Origin of the sequence: Flagellimonas sp., from assembly GCF_965222555.1 — a bacterium.
Taxonomy (GTDB): Bacteria; Bacteroidota; Bacteroidia; order Flavobacteriales; family Flavobacteriaceae; genus Flagellimonas.
Genome location: NZ_CBDCUG010000003.1, coordinates 199,778 through 217,803, shown reverse-complemented (window position 1 = coordinate 217,803; position 18,026 = coordinate 199,778). Strand labels below are relative to the sequence as shown.

Annotated in this window: 18 protein-coding genes and 1 pseudogene; 7 read left to right on the top strand and 12 right to left on the bottom strand. The window is 39.2% G+C overall.

The window, feature by feature from the left end; translation table 11 throughout:
- Positions 1–170: 170 nt before the first annotated feature.
- A complete protein-coding gene (locus tag ACOQO1_RS04465; RefSeq protein WP_420601656.1) occupies positions 171–1,568 on the bottom strand; it encodes a M20/M25/M40 family metallo-hydrolase in 1,398 nt (465 codons plus the stop codon).
- A complete protein-coding gene (locus ACOQO1_RS04460; RefSeq protein ID WP_420601655.1) occupies positions 1,565–2,449 on the bottom strand; it encodes a PPK2 family polyphosphate kinase in 885 nt (294 codons plus the stop codon). Before ACOQO1_RS04460 ends, ACOQO1_RS04465 begins: the two co-directional genes overlap by 4 nt.
- A gap of 178 nt (positions 2,450–2,627) precedes the next feature.
- On the opposite strand from ACOQO1_RS04460, the gene ACOQO1_RS04455 reads away from it, so the two are divergent.
- Positions 2,628–3,338 carry a hypothetical protein gene (locus tag ACOQO1_RS04455; protein WP_420601654.1) on the top strand — a complete coding sequence of 237 codons (711 nt, stop codon included), beginning with the start codon at positions 2,628–2,630 and terminating at the stop codon, positions 3,336–3,338.
- Between the two features lie 5 nt (positions 3,339–3,343).
- On the opposite strand, the pseudogene ACOQO1_RS04450 reads toward ACOQO1_RS04455, so the two are convergent.
- The 9 genes and pseudogenes from ACOQO1_RS04450 to mnmD all read right to left on the bottom strand — a co-directional run bounded on the left by ACOQO1_RS04450 (position 3,344) and on the right by mnmD (position 12,367).
- Positions 3,344–4,509 (bottom strand): annotated as a pseudogene (locus ACOQO1_RS04450) (sigma-54-dependent transcriptional regulator).
- A 10-nt stretch (positions 4,510–4,519) separates the two neighbouring features.
- A complete protein-coding gene (locus ACOQO1_RS04445) occupies positions 4,520–5,383 on the bottom strand; it encodes a DUF6268 family outer membrane beta-barrel protein (RefSeq protein ID WP_420601653.1) in 864 nt (287 codons plus the stop codon).
- Positions 5,384–5,412: 29 nt separating this feature from the next.
- Positions 5,413–6,315 (bottom strand): mechanosensitive ion channel family protein, encoded by a 903-nt coding sequence (locus ACOQO1_RS04440; protein ID WP_420601652.1) that lies wholly within the window; start codon positions 6,313–6,315, stop codon positions 5,413–5,415.
- A gap of 1 nt (position 6,316) precedes the next feature.
- The gene (locus ACOQO1_RS04435) at positions 6,317–7,657 is read right to left on the bottom strand and encodes an ABC transporter permease (protein WP_420601660.1); all 1,341 of its coding nucleotides are present in this window, start codon (positions 7,655–7,657) and stop codon (positions 6,317–6,319) included.
- Positions 7,650–8,588 (bottom strand): ABC transporter ATP-binding protein, encoded by a 939-nt coding sequence (locus tag ACOQO1_RS04430; protein WP_420601651.1) that lies wholly within the window; start codon positions 8,586–8,588, stop codon positions 7,650–7,652. Before ACOQO1_RS04430 ends, ACOQO1_RS04435 begins: the two co-directional genes overlap by 8 nt.
- Positions 8,589–8,772: 184 nt before the next feature.
- Positions 8,773–9,891 (bottom strand): molecular chaperone DnaJ, encoded by a 1,119-nt coding sequence (gene dnaJ, locus ACOQO1_RS04425; RefSeq protein ID WP_420601650.1) that lies wholly within the window; start codon positions 9,889–9,891, stop codon positions 8,773–8,775.
- Positions 9,892–9,897: 6 nt separating this feature from the next.
- On the bottom strand, positions 9,898–10,473 hold the full coding sequence (locus ACOQO1_RS04420; protein WP_420601649.1) for a nucleotide exchange factor GrpE: 576 nt from the start codon (positions 10,471–10,473) through the stop codon (positions 9,898–9,900).
- A gap of 134 nt (positions 10,474–10,607) precedes the next feature.
- Positions 10,608–11,570 (bottom strand): TIGR01777 family oxidoreductase, encoded by a 963-nt coding sequence (locus ACOQO1_RS04415; RefSeq protein WP_420601648.1) that lies wholly within the window; start codon positions 11,568–11,570, stop codon positions 10,608–10,610.
- Between the two features lie 128 nt (positions 11,571–11,698).
- On the bottom strand, positions 11,699–12,367 hold the full coding sequence (gene mnmD / locus ACOQO1_RS04410) for a tRNA (5-methylaminomethyl-2-thiouridine)(34)-methyltransferase MnmD (protein WP_420601647.1): 669 nt from the start codon (positions 12,365–12,367) through the stop codon (positions 11,699–11,701).
- Between the two features lie 193 nt (positions 12,368–12,560).
- On the opposite strand from mnmD, the gene ACOQO1_RS04405 reads away from it, so the two are divergent.
- Complete coding sequence (locus ACOQO1_RS04405) at positions 12,561–13,625, top strand: branched-chain amino acid aminotransferase (protein ID WP_420601646.1); 1,065 nt, start codon at positions 12,561–12,563, stop codon at positions 13,623–13,625.
- A gap of 31 nt (positions 13,626–13,656) precedes the next feature.
- On the opposite strand, the gene ACOQO1_RS04400 is transcribed toward ACOQO1_RS04405, so the two are convergent.
- Positions 13,657–14,043, bottom strand: a complete 387-nt coding sequence (locus ACOQO1_RS04400) for a hypothetical protein (protein WP_420601645.1) — start codon at positions 14,041–14,043, stop codon at positions 13,657–13,659.
- A 339-nt stretch (positions 14,044–14,382) separates the two neighbouring features.
- On the opposite strand from ACOQO1_RS04400, the gene ACOQO1_RS04395 reads away from it, so the two are divergent.
- From ACOQO1_RS04395 to ACOQO1_RS04375, 5 genes are all read left to right on the top strand, one after another.
- On the top strand, positions 14,383–14,562 hold the full coding sequence (locus ACOQO1_RS04395) for a hypothetical protein (protein WP_420601644.1): 180 nt from the start codon (positions 14,383–14,385) through the stop codon (positions 14,560–14,562).
- A 16-nt stretch (positions 14,563–14,578) separates the two neighbouring features.
- Positions 14,579–14,953: a fluoride efflux transporter CrcB gene (gene crcB / locus ACOQO1_RS04390; protein WP_420601643.1), complete on the top strand. Its 375-nt coding sequence runs from the start codon at positions 14,579–14,581 to the stop codon at positions 14,951–14,953.
- 266 nt (positions 14,954–15,219) lie between these two features.
- Complete coding sequence (locus tag ACOQO1_RS04385) at positions 15,220–15,558, top strand: P-II family nitrogen regulator (protein ID WP_420601642.1); 339 nt, start codon at positions 15,220–15,222, stop codon at positions 15,556–15,558.
- 30 nt (positions 15,559–15,588) lie between these two features.
- Positions 15,589–16,827: an ammonium transporter gene (locus ACOQO1_RS04380; RefSeq protein ID WP_420601641.1), complete on the top strand. Its 1,239-nt coding sequence runs from the start codon at positions 15,589–15,591 to the stop codon at positions 16,825–16,827.
- Between the two features lie 121 nt (positions 16,828–16,948).
- Positions 16,949–18,010, top strand: a complete 1,062-nt coding sequence (locus ACOQO1_RS04375) for an outer membrane beta-barrel protein (RefSeq protein ID WP_420601640.1) — start codon at positions 16,949–16,951, stop codon at positions 18,008–18,010.
- Positions 18,011–18,026: the final 16 nt, after the last annotated feature.

Here is an 18,026-nt window from a genome sequence, read left to right as displayed (position 1 = left end):
TCAATGTTAGAAAGGCATCTTTAAGTTTTGTTGGAACATTATCCAAAAATCAACTAAAACTAAAAGGAACAGCACGACAACACGAGGTTACCCTTGAAGATTTTCTTAAATCCGTCATTGGTCATGAAAGGCACCATATCAACATCATCAAAGAAAGATATCTTCTTTAACTACCCTTTTATCCTGGCAGAGGTAATCGTCCCATATTTATCTATTAGATACACCAAACTGGCCATAGTAGCAGCACCCAACTCCAATTCACGTTTGTTTACGTGCTCAAAAGTATCATTTTCAGCATGGTGATGGTCAAAATAGCGTTGCGAGTCTGGTCGTAGGCCGGCCAAAACCAAATCTTCACTTTTTAACGGTCCAATATCGGCTCCGCTATATCCTTTTACAAACATGTGGATAAGGTAAGGTTCAAACAGGCTTTTCCAACTTTGGACTTGTTTCAAGTTTTCCTCAGAACAATCAAAAGAGAAACCTCTTGGGGTAAACCCTCCTGAATCACTTTCCAACGCAAAAATGTGCTTTTCATTTTTCTGTTGGGCCACTTCGGCATATTTGTTACCGCCCCGCAGACCATTTTCTTCGTTCATAAACAATATCACCCGAAGGGTGCGTTTGGGTCTATATCCCGTTTCTTTCAACAATCGGAGCACGTCCATGCTCTGCACGCATCCGGCGCCATCATCATGTGAGCCATCACCCAAATCCCAAGAATCCAGATGTCCGCCAACAACCATGACTTCATTGGGATAGGTAGAACCTGTTATTTCTCCAATAACATTATAGGACTCCACATCTTCAAACTGTTTGCAGTTTTGTTTAAAGTAGAATTTAATATCTGGGTTTAATGTCAGCGTGGTACTCAACAATTCAGCACCTTTGGTACTAATGGCTGCAGCTGGGACCCTCTCAGAAACCGGAGTGTCCCCATAACTCATAGATCCTGTATGTGGATAATCGTCCAAACGTAGGGTCATAGAGCGTACAATAACTCCTGCTGCCCCATATTTACCCGCCTCCGCAGCTCCAGAATATCTTTGGTCTACACAACCGGAGTATGATGCAAAAGTGCTTATTTTGGTGGCATCCATCGGTCTGTTATAGAACACTATTTTTCCTTCAATCTTTTCCCTCCCGAGTTTTTTAAGGTCCTCAATGCCCTTTACCTCAACAATATTGGCCTTTATCCCTCTATCTGGAGTGGCTACGGAACCTCCAAGGGCGCAAATGGGAACATTGGTGGTCAACCCTGGTTTGGTCTCAATATAGGCAAACTCTGGGGTGCCCCTGACCCATTTGGGCACCATAACGGGTTGTAGCCATACTTTATCCAGTCCCAAGGAATCCAATTGTCCTTTGGTATAGTCCACGGCCTGTTGTGCTTGAACAGAACCTGAAAGACGGCCTCCAATTTGGTTGGATAGGTGATTTAACCAATCATATGCTTTTCCATTGGTCAGGGCTTGGTCATAGATGGCCCTAATCTGTTTTTCATCATCAGACTGCGCAAAGAAAGGGGTACTGACCAATAAAAGGGATAAAAGTAAGAGTGTTCTCATTCGGTTTCTTTTTCCAATTCTTGTTTAAAGGTTTCTAAATTAGCTTTTATTTTTTCATCCAACTCGGGTTCTTCCACATCTTTGTACTTTTTTAACGCTTGCAATAAAATACTGGCTACTATAAGTCGGGCCGCTTTCTTATTATCTGCCGGAACCACATACCATGGTGCATGGGGTTTGGATGTTTTATTGATGGCCTCTTCGTAACAGGATTGATAACTATCCCATAATTTTCGCTCTTTAAGATCTCCAGCGGAAAATTTCCAGTTTTTTTCCTTTAATCGAAGCCTGCGCAATAGTCGCTGGCGCTGTTCTTCTTTGGATAAATGAAGGAAAAACTTGAAAATCAGGGTTCCGTTTTCAGAAATGTGTCTTTCAAAGTCATTGATCTGCCGATATCTGTTTTCCCAAAATGCCTCATCAATATCAGTTAAGGATTCGACTCCAGGAATGTTCTCACCCAAAATATACTCGGGATGCACTTTGGTTACCAAAACGTTTTCATAGTGGGTTCTGTTAAAAACGCTGAACTTACCTCGTGCCGGTAACGCAATATAATGACGCCATAGGTAATCATGCTTCAATTCAAGCTCTGTAGGCACCTTAAAACTGTGTACCACTACGCCTCTTGCATTAAAATCTTTGAAAACCTCTCTTATTAAACTATCCTTGCCAGAAGTATCCATCCCTTGCAAGCAGACCAAAACCCCATATTTTCCATGGGCGTAAAGTATATCTTGAAATTTACCTAGGTCTTCCCTAATCTCTTCCAATTCCTTTTTAAGTGCTTTATCTGTGCTACCAAAATCCTGAAATGTGCTTTTTTCAGCAAGTTTTACGGGATTTTTGACTTTGTAAGGGCCTATATCGATTTTTTCCATGAGAATGAATATAGCTTTTTTTGGTCATTCCTTCAACCATCCCCTAAAAACTACCATTCAACGATTCTTTTTACATTTGGCAGTTTTAGTCTGTGTTTTATCGATTTTTTTTACCCTCAGACGATTCTTCCTGTAATTTAGTAGGAAACATAAGACGCACTGTCCCAAATCTAGCGTTATGAAAGCAAAAAAGATTATTCTCTTTATAGTCTTTGTTTTAGGCATTCTTGGCCTATTACTTATGGCTTCGTTTACTACCCGAAATGCTTGCGAATATGCAAATTCCAATCTGGAGTACATAAAAACCCAGACGCAATCGGCTATAATTGCCAATGATTTTGAAATCTCCAAATATCATGCGTACAAGGCATTGAACGGCATTGAAAAAACAAAGTCCAACTTTATAGATTGTGGTTGCGAAGGCACTATCGAGAGCTTGGAAAAAGCGCTTCTTCATCTTAAAAAGGCAACAAAAGCTGAATCTTTTGAGATGTCGAAAAAATCTTTGCACAATGCATTGGAGAGCACTGAAATTGGGATAAAAGTGCTAAAATCCTTTGAACAAGATTTTTCCAGTTCCTATGGTAATAATGTATTGGTATTGAATACCAAAAATGCCATCTATGACCATGGTGCTATGCTGACCCATGGAAAACTTTCCGAAGAGCAGGTTCATAGCTGTTTGTTGGGGTTTGAAAACTCCTTGGACAAAGTTATACGTGAAGTGGATTGTTCATCTGCCCTGAAATATGTTTCCAGAATTCATGAAGAAGCACGTTTAACATTGCTGAACACAGGCCTATCCGAACCTAAAAAGCAATATCACCAACGTGTTAAGACCATTACACACGATGCCCTTTTACGCATTGGGGAATGCACTGAGGATTAATTAAACTATTTGCTGGCAAAAAGTTTTACATCTTCCTCGGAGACTTCTTTTCCGCCAAGAATGATCAATCGTTCAACAACATTGCGTAGCTCTCGTACATTTCCAGTCCAGTCATAACCTTTTAATAGGTCGATTGCTTTTTTGGAGAAATCTTTGGTTGCAGTTCCTTGTTCCGATGCAATCTTTTTTGAAAAGTGTTCGATCAAGATGGGAATATCATCCCTCCTATCATTTAGATGCTGGTACTTTGATAAGTATGACCGCCAATCTGTGGTATAAATCTTCTCTGAACTTTCCATCGGCGATTTCCTTTTTAAGGTCCTTGTTGGTTGCCGCCAATACCCGAACATCCACTTTAATGTCCTTGTCGGTACCGACACGTGAAATTTTGTTTTCTTGAAGCGCCCTGAAGTACTTTAGCCTGGGCCGAAAGACTCATATCGCCAATTTCGTCCAAGAAAATAGTCCCTTTGTTAGCTGCCTCGAATTTTCCTGCACGGTCCTTTACTGCAGAGGTAAATGCACCTTTAACATGTCCAAAAAGCTCGCTTTCAATCAATTCCGAAGGAATAGCGGCGCAGTTCACCTCAATAAACGGGGCAGACGAACGAGCACTTTTTTCATGCAACCAATGTGCCACCAGCTCTTTTCCGGTGCCATTTGGCCCTGTAATCAGCACCCGAGCATCCGTTGGGGCCACCTTTTCTATCATATCCTTGATTACTCCAATTTCATCGCTCTCCCCCACCATTTCATAGTTTTTGGAGACCTTTTTCTTTAAAATCTTGTTTTCCACGACCAATTCCTTGCGATCTAACGCATTTCTTACCGTGGTCAACAAACGGTTTAAATCCGGGGGTTTGGAAATGTAATCAAAGGCTCCAAGACGCATGGTATTTACGGCAGTATCCAAATCTCCATGACCTGAAATCATAATAAACGGGATTTCAGGTTTTATTTTCCTCGCTGCCTCCAGTACTTCAACCCCATCCATTTTGGGCATTTTTATGTCACAAAGTACTAAGTCAAAATCCTCTTTTTTAATCGCTTCAATCCCCCTAAGACCATCTTCTGCCTCATTAACGTTGTAGGTATCGCTTTCTTCACTCAAAATCTTCACCAATACCCTTCTAATGGCAGATTCATCCTCAATTACCAAAATCTTTGACATACTTCGCTATTTAAAAAATTCCAATTTTGAAACCTGTTCTAATATATAGATTTGCTTCATCATTTAATAAAAAAACATCCCCTCTTTTATCATTTCTGAGTTTCCCTTCTTGCTCAAAAGATCGTCCCGCCAAAATATATAGGGACATACGTTTGGATATGTTGTATTGATATCCTAGCGCTCCTACCAATGCTGAAAGGGAAATTTTTGACCCCAATTGATTATCTGGTAAAACAATGTCGTTTTGGACATTTATGAAATAGCCATCCAATAATAGTGCCATTTCCAAAGTATGTTTTTTGGAAATATGATGTTTAAAAGTTGATCTGGGGATACCCAGGGTAAAGGACCATTTGGGATGAAATCTACGATAATAGCTCACTAGTGGCAATGGAACCGGGAGGCCCGTAGTACTGTTGTAAGATAGTCCAAGAACTATTCTAAAAGGTTTATCGGCATTGGGTTTTTCTTTCCAAAATGTTGCTGTTGCATTTAGAAAAAAATCACTCGTCATGGCCCCATTGACAAAATTAGATGCCAATCTGGGTGTAACTATGGTAACCAAATTCCAGTTTTCATTCCATTTGGTTATAAAACCTAGGTTCAAATCAGCAATGTGAAACCTATTTAATTCGCTTTGGTCAAAGGGAAAATTTCTGGAATAGCCAACATCTAGCTTATTGTATTCCAGACCGGCTATTAGGTAATCTTTTTTTTCATTCAATTTAATGGGCAAATTGAACAATAGCTTGTATCGTTGGGTCTTAATGCCCGAGTCGTTTTCAGGAATATTCAAGTATTCTAACCTAAAAACGTCTGAACTTTGGCTAAATCCTTTATGACTGCAGAAGACCATTAAGGAAAAACAGAGCATCCAAACTGCTTTATGATATGGTAAATTTCCTATTGTCTTAACGGTTTTTGGTCCTGGAATATATGTACATCTCGTTGTGGGAATGGAATGCTAACGTTATTTTCTAGAAACTTCGTATTTATCTTATATCGGATATCACTTTTTATCTTAGGGTCCCTAAAACTGTCGTTGGTGAAAAAATGAAGAGAAAATAACAACGCTGAATCTCCAAAATCATCAAAAAGCACAAACGGTTTTGGGTTCTTTAATACCTGTTTTTGCTCATGGGCCACTTCCTCCAATAGTTGTGTGACCAACTCCACATCACTACCATATGCCACTCCCACATTTACACTCTCACGTGTAGTTCTATGGTTTTGGGTATAGTTGTGTATGATATCACTGATAAACTTATGGTTTGGGATAATAACCACTTTATCATCGCGGGTTATGGCCCTGGTAGTCCGCAACTTAATTTCGAAAACCTTGCCCACTTTTCCATCCACCTCAACAATATCCCCGACCTGCAAGGATTTATCCACTATGATCAATATCCCTGCAAGGATATCTTGAAACAGTTCTTGCAGTGCTAGCCCCAATCCCACAAACAGTGCGGCAGAGGCCGTAATGACGATTGTAATATCAATCCCAGCAGCACTCAAGGTCACCAAAACCACAATTAAATAGATTACGTAGTTGGTAAACTTGAAGACACTAGAAAATTTCTGCCTGTCTTCTTGCTCCATTTTTCGGGTAAGGAGGTGTCTAACCCATTTCAATAAAAACTTGGTCACCACAAAGGCAACTGCTAAAAGTAAAAGCAACCCAATCGTAAGGTGAATAGATTTTTCGCCTTCACCCAGATGAATCCCAAGGTTCATAAATTCCTTTATGGAACCCCAAATGTCCTCCTGAATAATTTCTTTTATTTCATTGGTTCCTTCCTGCATCATGTTAATATCTTAACCATTTGAATAATTCCTTATACGTAGGTCTTTTGCCGTACATCAATATTCCTACCCTATAAATTTTGGCCGCCAAAGACACTATTCCCAAAAAAGTGCCAATCAATAATGCTATGGACAACAATAATTGCCACAAAGGTACTCCTCCTTCGCCAATACCTCCGGGAAGTCTCATCAGCATAACAATAGGGGAGGTTAATGGGAATAAAGAAAAACCTACAGCGATTGGGCCATGCGGATTACTAAAAACAGAAAAGAACCCAATATAAATGGCCAACATCAACGGCAAAATTATGGGAAATATGAATTGTTGTGTATCCGTTTCGTTATCCACCGCAGCACCAATGGCCGCGTAAATAGAGCTATAAATAAGATAGCCCATGATAAAATATATCAAAAAGGAGCCTATTAAAAGAAGCCAGGGTATATCCAGAATTTCTTTGGCATATAACATCATATCACCATCCAATGGGCCTGGTAATTGTTCCATTCCATTAATATTCCCTGGGGTCATCTGGGTTTCACTCAAAATGGGTCCCAAATCTATCCCCAAGAATAGTGTCACCAAAAACAATAGCAGTGACGCGGAAATAATCCATATGGTAAACTGTGTTATCCCCGCCAACGATGTTCCGATTATTTTGCCCAACATCAATTGAAAGGGTTTTACTGAAGAAATGATCACCTCTATTATTCTACTGGTTTTTTCTTCAATTACGCTCCGCATTACAAAACCTCCATAGATGATAATGAACATCATAATGGCATATCCGAATGCTCCCCCTATAAATGCTTTTATCTCATTTATACCTTTTATACTTTTTTCGCCATCAAATGTTGCCAAATTGATTTCAAAACCTTTTTCAATTGCAGAAAATTGATCTGGAGATACTCCAAGGTTGCCCAATCTTTTTTGGCGCAGCTGTTTTTGAAAGATGCCTTCCAGTTTTTGGGTTATCTGTGTATTGGGATTATCTTGTGTGTATAAATAGGTGGATTTTGCCACTTCTTCCATATCCTTTTCATTTGGAAGGTAGAGTAAACCATAATATCCCAATGAAATTGTTGAATCCTTTGCTTCTTCCAAAGAAAGATTTTCAAAATGAACATAGGATGTTGTTTCCGTTATCTGGAAATCTTGCTGAAAAAACTCACTTTCATTAAGAACGGAAATAATTCTTTTTTCGCTATCGTTCACCTTTGTCAAATAGGCAATCAACACAATCATCCCCACAATAAGAATAGGACTCAATATGGTCATGACAATGAAGGATTTATTCCTCACCTTGGCCAAATACTCCCGTTTAATGATCAACCCCAACTTACCTATCATTCTCCTTATTATTTACGGTTTGTATAAATATGTCATTAGCCGAGGGAATAGTTTCCTCAAAACGATTGATGTTCGCATTTTGGGAAAGCTGGGCAAGTACATCTGTAGTATGGTTTGAGGGCAGCTGAACCGTAAAGTCCAATTGTTTTTCCTTTTCATCAAAACTTGAGGAGAGGATTTGAAACTTATCTTCCAATGTCTTCATAAAAACATCTCCCACACCCTGAATTTCCAATCCGACATTGAAAATGTTGTTTTTATATGCTTTTTTGATATCGGACAGCTTTCCATCCAATATTTTTTCCGATTTATGGATAAGGGCTATGTATTCGCAGAGCTCTTCTACAGATTCCATTCGGTGCGTAGAAAAGATGATGGATGTGCCCTTTTCCTTAAGTTGAAGGATTTCATCTTTTATGATATTGGCATTGATGGGGTCAAACCCACTAAAAGGTTCATCAAATATCAACAGTTTGGGTTCATGCAAAATCGTAACTATGAATTGGATTTTCTGGGCCATTCCCTTGGAAAGCTCCTGGACTTTTTTGTTCCACCAGTCACCTATATCCAAACGATCAAACCAATATTTCAATCTTTGCTTGGCATCGGCTTTAGAAAGTCCCTTGAGTTGTGCCAAATACAATGCTTGTTCGCCCACTTTCATACTCTTGTATAGGCCTCTTTCTTCTGGCAAATAACCGATCAGCGAGATATGTTCCGGTGCCAAAGGGTTACCGTTAAACAAAATCTCCCCACTATCTTGATATGTTATTTGATTTATGATACGTATAAATGTGGTCTTTCCTGCCCCGTTGGGTCCTAAAAGTCCATAAATGCAATTCTCAGGTATTTCCAGTGATATGTTGCTCAGTGCTGTGAAGTCTCCGTAGGATTTGCAGACGTTTTTGGCAACAAGGATGTTATCCATTTAAACAATTTTTTCAAAGATATGTATTTGCCCAAAAAGACCGCTATCCCTATAAAAACAAAACCCACCCTTAAATAAAATCAAGGATGGGAAAAAAATTGCTATGAAAAAGAAAATTAGATGTTGGTTTCCCAACATCAGTTCCAAATATACGTTTTTTTCTTAAACAGAAAAGTAATATTTGTTAGGAGAACATATCTTTAACTTTCTCAAAAAAGGACTTATCTGATTTTTCGGGCTTTGGAACAAAGTTTTCATCATTCTGCATCCGCTCAAAAAATTCCTTCTGTTCCCTACTTAATTCTTTCGGGGTCCATACATTTACATGTACCAACAAATCACCACTTCCGTAGCCATTTATACTTGAAATACCCTTACCACGTAACCTCAGTATTTTTCCGGATTGAATACCCGGTTCCAATTTAATACGGACTTTTCCTCCAACTGCATCAATCTCTTTTGAACTTCCCAAAACAGCTTCGGAAAAACTAATGTAAAGGTCATAATGTAAATTATCACCTTCTCTTTTTAAGGTATCATGCTCAACGGTTTCTATAGCTACTAATAAATCTCCTGGAACTCCATTGCCGGGCGCTCCATTTCCTTTTCCTGTAACTTTTAGCTGCATTCCTTCCTCAACACCTGGTGGAATTTTTATGGAAACAGTCTCTTCCTCAACTTTAAGGCCTTGAGCATCTGCACCGCTAGGTCTGTTATCAATGGTTTGCCCGGCTCCGCCACATGAATTACAGGTGGTGGCCGTCTGCATTCTTCCCAAAATGGTATTGGTAATCTTGGTGACTTGGCCGCTACCATTGCAGGTAGGACAGGTTTTATACGTTACACCATCCGCCTGAACTTTTCTTCTGACCTTTACTTTTTTCTCAACACCATTGGCAATCTCTTCAAGGGTCAATTTCACTCGAATACGAAGATTGCTTCCCTTTACGCGTCGCTGTCCGCCACCGCCAAAACCACCAAAACCGCTAAAACCACCGCCAAAAGCACTACCAAAAATATCTCCAAACTGACTGAAGATATCATCCATATTCATACCTCCACCGCCAAATCCGGCACCTCCTTCAAAGGCTGCATGTCCAAATTGGTCATACTTGGCTCTTTTATCAGGATCACTCAGTACCTCATAGGCTTCCGCAGCTTTTTTGAACATTTCCTCGGCCTTGGTATCGCCTGGATTTTTATCAGGATGAAACTCGATGGCTTTTTTTCTATACGCCTTCTTTATTTCCGCAGCCGATGCGCCTTTGGAAACACCCAATATTTCATAAAAGTCCTCCTTCATATTTTTTTAGTTGCCAACAACCACTTTTGGGTGTCGTATGATGCGATCTCCAAGTTTGAATCCTTTTTCAACCACATCTATTATTTTACCTTTCATTTTTTTGTTTGGAGCCGGTATCTGTGTTATGGCATCATGGACCTCGGCATCAAAAACATCTCCTTCTCCTGCTTCAACCTGTTCCAATCCCTTGCCTTTTAATGTCTCCTTTAACTTATTACTGATGAGCTCCACTCCCTTGAACATCTCTTTATCTTCAGATTTTGAAATTTCCTTAAGGGCTCTATCAAAATCATCCAAAACTGGTAACAACGAAACTATAACTTCTTGTCCCGCAGTTTTAAAAAGGTCCATACGCTCTTTGGACGTTCGTTTCTTGAAATTTTCGAACTCGGCAAAAAGTCTCAAAAACTTATCCTTTTCTTTTGCCAAATCTTCACGTAGCTGGTCTTCCTCAGAAAGTTCTTCCCCCTCCTCAGTTCCAGCTTCCGCTTCTGTATTTTCGTCGCTCAGTTCAGGATTTTCAATTGTTTGGGAATCGTTCAATTCCGCATCCATTTCCTCAACCTTACTTTTCTTGCTCATAAACCGTAAATTTTATTTCCTTTTTTGAAGAGGCAAAAGTACTGCCAATTGTCCAAAAATGTCAAAATGTCACCACAAATCATTAAAAAATCCGCCTAGAGCGGATACTTGAACGGAAAGTCAAAGGTTACAACTTAAACAAACTCCTTATCCAAGGTAGTTTCCTCAGGTTCTCCATCTTCTTTTTTGGTAAGATAAAGGTTCTCCAGTGCCGACCCTATATTTGGATATTGAAAGACAAATCCTTTTTTTTCTATGCGTTTACTACTAACCCTATGACTTGCAAAAAGTAGATAGGACATTTCGCCAAGAATAACCCGCATGACCAGTTTGGGAATATTAGGTAAAATTAAGGGTCTATCAAGGACTTTTGCCAGTTCTTTGGTCATTTTGGTGTTCGTAACAGGATTGGGTGCAACTGCATTGAAAGATCCCTTAAGCCTATTTTCAATGACAAAAACAAACAATTGTGCCAAATCATCCACATGAATCCAGGATTGCCATTGGTCTCCACTACCAAAAGCTGCTCCAACAAAATTTTGGATGGGCCTAGCCATTTTCGGCAGTGCTCCTCCCAATGTTGAAAGCACAATACCTATTCTTATTTTGGCAACATTGAAATTAAATTCGTTGAACTTGTCAGCTTCTTGCTCCCATTGTTGCACCACCTCTCCCAAAAAACTCTGGTCTATATTTTCCTCATCTTCATCATAAAAATTAGATGATGAACTTGGATAAATCCCTATGGCAGAAGCAGAAACAAAAGATTGAATTTGGGAGACATCGATTTTTTCCAATCCTTCATACAATGTTTTAAGGCTGTTTACCCTACTTGATCGAATTTTTTTCTTGTACAATCTCGACCAACGATTGGAAATGGTTGCTCCAGCCAAATTCACTATAGCCGTAACCCCTTCAAAGCAAGAATGATCCATTTCTCCTTTTGAAGGATTCCAATAGAAACCATTATATAAATCGGAAGCAACTATTTTCTTTTTACTCGTGGTCAAATAGTTTACCGCTACACCTTTTGAAAGTAGTACATTGACAATAGCTTTGCCCACCAATCCCGTTGCTCCTGTTATCAACACCTTCATACCATCATTTTAAGTCAAATTTAGTGGTTTAAACAGCTGTTTATGAGGCATTAATTTAGGTTTAACATAAATGTGCATACTTTAAACTAAATTATCATAAAGTTGCCAGGCCAATTAACACTATTTTATCACTCCTTTGTTTTTGCTGCCCGTAACATTTCCCGTTTTCCAGGAGGACCGGGCAAGCGTTCCACGGTAAAACCCACTGCCTGCAAAGCTCTTCTAACACTACCCTTGGCCGCATAGGTCACCAACACTCCTTTTTCTTGAAGTGCGTTGTACATTTTTAAGAATATTTCTTCGGTCCATAGCTCTGGCTGAACCCTAGCTCCAAAAGCATCAAAATAGATCAGGTTGAACAGGTCAGTATCGTTTATCGATTTAAAATCTTTCTTCTGCTTTTGCAAAGAAAAATTTGATGTGATTGATATGGTCTTTTCCCATTCAGATGCATGCATTTTATCAAAAAGTGATTGATTTTCCGGAGCATTTAATTGCATACAATATTCCAATTGTTCTACCTCTTCCATTGATACCGGAAACGCCTCAACCCCAACATATTGAATTTGAAGGTTTTGCTTTTCCATTTCCATTAAGGTAATCAAGGCATTGAGCCCAGTGCCAAACCCAATCTCCAAAATCTTTATTGCGGTATTTTGAAACAACATAAGACCATGATCTATAAAAACATGATACGCTTCTTGTATTGCCCCATGCTTGGAATGATATTGTTCATCCCAATCCTCTATTTGTATGGTCTTTGAACCGTCCGCAGTGGTTATTATTCTTCTTTTCAAGGTTTTTGGCAAATTTTTGCTGATAATTAATTACTGGAATCTATTTTCCTTTGTTCAAGCTGCATAAAAAATGTTAAATACATCAGAGAATGGAAAAATCGTAAAATTTCAGAAAGAAACTGTTTAATTTTAATTAAAAGTAAGCAATGCTGTTGCTTATTGTTTAATTTTATCGGTTCTAATTCTTTGTAATATGGAAACAATGGCAAATACTGTTACTGTGGAAAAAGCAAAAACATCAAAAATCCATGAGGTTGATTTTGAAAACCTTTCATTTGGAAGCACTTACACGGACCATATGTTGGTCTGTGATTATGTGGATGGGGAGTGGAAAGCTCCAAAAATAGTTCCATATCAGCCCCTGTCACTGGATCCGTCAGCAAAGATATTCCACTATGGCCAATCCATTTTTGAAGGGATGAAGGCTTACAAAGATGAAAACGGCGAAGCGTGGTTGTTCAGACCTTTGGAGAATTTTAAACGATTGAACAAATCTGCCAAAAGATTGGCCATACCTGAGGTACCTGAATCCGTTTTCATGGATGGCTTGACAACACTTTTACAATTGGAAAGTGATTGGATTCCTCAAACTCCAGGTAGTTCCTTATATATTAGGCCTTTTATCTTGGCTTCGGGAACCGGTTTCCATGCCTCACCTGCGGATGAATATAAATTCATTATCGCTTGTGCACCCTCCGGAGCATATTTTTCTGGAAAAGTAAAGGTATTGATTGAAGAAAACTATTCAAGAGCTGCCAATGGTGGTGTTGGATATGCCAAAGCAGGAGGAAATTATGCGGGGCAGTTTTACCCAACACAGCTTGCCGTGGATAAAGGATACCAACAGGTTATCTGGACGGATGACAACACCCATGAGTATATTGAGGAAGCAGGGGCCATGAACATTTTTGTACGTATCAACGACACCTTGATCACAGGACCTACCAGTGATCGTATTTTAGATGGTATTACCCGAAAAAGTATTTTGGATATTGCCAAAGATCAAGGAATTGCAACCGAGGTTCGGAAAATTTCAGTTACTGAAGTTGTGGAAGCTGCCAAAAATGGAACATTAAAAGAAATGTTCGGGGCCGGAACTGCTGCAGTGGTATCGCCCATAGCTGCATTTGGTTATAAAGGAACGGATTACGATCTTCCAGAACTTAGTGATAGTTATGCTTCTAAATTAAAACAACAAATTACGGATATACAATACAACCGGGCAGAGGATAAGTTTGGCTGGAGATTTAAAGTATGATAAATAAAAAAGCGCCCCTAGGGGCGCTTTTTTATTTATCCAAAACTGCTTTAATGTCCGGTTTAAAATAATTGGGGCCTTTTAGCACCTTTCCATCCTCACGATAAATAGGTTTTCCATTTTCACCCAATTTGCTCATATTGCTTCGCTGTATTTCTTCAAAGACTTCTTCAATTTTATATTGCATGCCGTGCTCTAAAATTGTACCACATAAAATATAGAGCATATCACCTAAGGCATCAGCCACCTCAATCAAATCACCGTTGTTGGCCGCTTCCAAATATTCCTTGTTTTCCTCATCCATAAGGTTAAACCGCAACTGGTTCTTATCTTTTCCCAAATCGGCTTTTGGTCTTTGCAAAACCCCTAGTCCAAAAGAATTATGAAACTGCTCTACAGCTTTTATTTTGCTTTCCATTATACTTGAATTGATTTAGCTTTGCGTAAAAATATAAAATATGTTCAGCACGGGACAATTAATTTTTACAGCCCTATTTGTGGTTGTTTTTATTGGAGTAATTGTCAGCTCTTATAGTAAGGACAAAACTCTGCACAAAAAAAATTACAAAGGGGTTAAATGGGTCTTGATTTCATTTTTAACATTCGTAGTAATCCTGTTCCTGATTAAATACTTTCTTAAAAATTAACAATAAGCTTGCATTTACAACAAAAATAAGGCGTTTTACAACTTTTATCAGAGTGTAATACGTATACTATAGGAAATGCCGTACTTTTGCAGTACACCAAGCCAAGAGAAATGACAACATTTTTTGGAATCTTTTTTGTTTTACTTGCAATAAATGCAATACTGCTGATTTTCAGTGTAAATGGTGCAGGTAATGGGTTAAAAAAAACTACCCGTAAAATTTCAGAGACTTCTATCACAAAACTTTTCCCCCAAGAGTCCTCTGAAACCAAGTACAAGAAAGCTGTTTAGTTTGTACCTTTAAGGTATGAAACAGGTTTTTCTTGTTTTTTTAGGTGGGGGATTAGGTAGCGCTCTTCGCTATGTAATTTCAAAGCCCCTTAATCTTTTACTCCAAAATTTCTTTCTGGGTACTTTTTTAGTCAACATTGTTGGTTGTCTTCTTATTGGTATTATTTTAGGAGTATCTGCTAAAAACAATTTTTTATCTGCCAACAACACCTTATTCTTAGCCACAGGTTTTTGCGGAGGGTTCACAACTTTTTCCGCGTTTGCCTTTGAGAAGCACAGCTTATTGAAAAGCAGTGAACTGTTTCATTTTTCCTTGTATACCATTGCCAGTATCGTAGTTGGCATTATAGCTGTTGCCCTTGGATTGTGGCTATCCAGACTCGGCGATTAGCCAATAAAACATTTTCTACTCATTTTTTTAATGGTTTTTGAACACCTATAATGAATAGGTATTTATTATAACCAAAACGCTTCATTTATAGTCATGCACTAAAAAAACAATAGTGCGTTTCATAAAAAACATATTTATATAATACAATACCCCTAAAATTATAGGGGCATTTTTTAATTAAGTATAAAAATTATGTATTATACCCCTATTTTTTTATAGTAAGAATGTAATTAATATATATTTGACCATCTATTAACTACTTAATTATGAAAAAAATCGAGGCAATTATTAGGAAATCAAAATTCGATGAGGTCAAAAAAGCACTTCATGGGATTGAGGTAAACTTTTTCAGTTACTGGGATGTAACCGGAGTGGGAAATGAAAAACAAGGGCATGTGTACAGAGGTATCACATACAGTACTTCGGATATCCAAAGGAGGTATTTGGTAATTGTGGTATCCGATAGTTTTCTAGAGCGCACGGTCAACACTTTATTGGAGGCAGCGGGTACAGGAAGTGTGGGAGATGGTAAAATTTTTATCTCCGAGGTCATCGAAGCCTATCGAATAAGAACAAAAGAAAGCGGAAGCGCTGGAATCAACTAAAACTTAACCAACAAAACAATATTTAAGATTATGGACGCAGGATTATTTACAGCAAACAATGTTTGGATGATGATATGTACCGCTCTGGTATTTTTTATGCATTTGGGATTTTCCTTTTTAGAAATAGGCCTAACCAGACAAAAGAACACAGTTAACATTCTATTTAAAAATGTATTTATTATATGTGTTGGACTCCTATTATATTATATAGGAGGGTTCAATCTTATGTATCCCGGATTTGAAGAAGGAGATTTAGGTTTCCTCAAGTTCGCCGGATTTGGAATTGCCGCCCCAGAGGGGGGAATGACCGCGGCTTATGCCGATGGAGGTTACACATGGTGGACAGATTTTTTATTTCAGGGCATGTTTGCGGCCACAGCAGCTACCATAGTTTCAGGAGCTGTTGCCGAAAGGGTAAAACTAGGAGGCTTTATGCTATTCACTATCATTTATGTTGGCCTAATATATCCAATAGTTGGTGCCTGGAAATGGGGTGGCGGCTGGCTGGACAGTCTAGGGTTTTATGATTTTGCAGGATCAACCTTGGTACACTCCGTAGGAGGATGGGGCGCATTGATTGCCATTTATTTGTTGGGGGCCAGAATTGGTAAATTTAGCGAGGATGGAAAACCCAAAGCTATTCCAGGTCATAATTTGCCACTTGCCGCAGCTGGCGTATTGATCCTATGGCTGGGATGGTTTGGTTTTAATGGAGGATCCGTACTTTCCGCAGATCCAGAACTGACCTCCCTTGTATTGGTGACCACATCCTTGGCTGCAGCTGCCGGAGGGGTCTCCGCTTTTTTGACTTCTTTTTTAGCCTACAAAAACTATGACCTTACCATGTTCTTAAACGGAATTCTGGGAGGCCTGGTTGCCATCACAGCAGGCGCCGATCAAATGTCGCCAAATAATGCCGTGGTTATTGGGCTTTTGGCCGGAATCATCATTGTAGCAGGAGTAGCTTTGGTTGACAAACTTAGATTAGATGACCCTGTCGGAGCCGTGGCTGTTCACTTGATCTGTGGTATTTGGGGTACATTGGCCGTTGGTATTTTTGGGGAGTTGGCAAGTTTTGACCAATTCTTGATTCAATTGGCAGGTGTGGGTGCCGTGGCCGCATTTTGCCCATTAACAGCTTTCATCATTCTTTTTGCCATCAAGAAATTTGCTGGGATCAGGGTTACTGAGCAAGAAGAACTACAAGGACTTGATATTCATGAACATGGAATGGATGCTTATGCAGATTTCCGAATGAACCAACATTAAATATATTAAAAGAAGACGGAGCGTTTGGCAGAACGCTCCGTCAAATAACCTTTTCACTAGTACAATCTCTATTTAACACAATTAAATGCTTCTGTATTGAGGCACCTAAATGATTAAGATTATGAAAACGATTATTAGCGCAAATTATATAAAAAAAATGGCTTTTTTAGCCCTTGCAAGCATTTCAACCATTGCTTTTGCACAAGAGGAAGAAGAAGCTAAAACAAAATTCGAATTCAGCGGAACAGTAGATGCATATTACAGAACCAATCTCACTGCTCCAAATGGAGAAGATGCCATTGCACCGGGTTCTTCATTTGCCAATTTGGATGGATTTGCCCTGGGCATGGCCAATGTTATTGCTGCATATGAAGGTGAAAAAGTAGGGTTTGTTGCCGATTTGGTATTCGGTCCACGAGGAACTGATGCAATTTTTGCCTCGCCCATGTACTCGGCAACAGGGGATATTGTCAACCAATTGTATCTCTATTGGAATGTAAGTGATGACGTAACGCTAACTTTTGGTAATTTCAACACCTTCTTGGGTTACGAGGTTATTTCACCTGCTTCAAACTTTAACTACAGCACCTCTTATTTATTTTCTTATGGTCCTTTTAGCCATACAGGTTTAAAAGCCGACTTTGATTTGGGAAATAAATGGAGCGCCATGTTAGCAGTAATGAATCCAACAGATTTGACTGAATTGAACGGAACAGGGGACTATGCGGTAGGTGCCCAATTAGGGTATTCAGGTCAGTTTTTGAACTTTTTGTATAGTCAAGGTGGTTTTGAGGTCGATTTCACTGGCGGATTTGATGTGTCGGAAGATTTCTTCTTAGGAATCAATGCAGCTCATTTTAGCCAGGAAGATGATGGAGGGAGTTTTACCGGAATCGCACTATACCCACAACTGACTACTTCTGAAAATTTTACCATTGGTCTTAGAGGTGAGTATTTCATGATAGGGGATTTCTTTGGAAATGGAGTCGGAATTGGGTCGGATATAGATGGTGATGCCAGCGTATTGGCGCTGACCTTAACTGGCAGTGCCACCATTGGAGATTTGATTCTTAAACCGGAAATCAGATTGGACAGCTCATCCGAGGATGCTTTTATCGATAATGATTCTGCTCCAACCTCAAGTTTGGCCTCCGTACTTTTTGCGGCTATCTATTCATTCTAATTCAAATAAAGCAAGA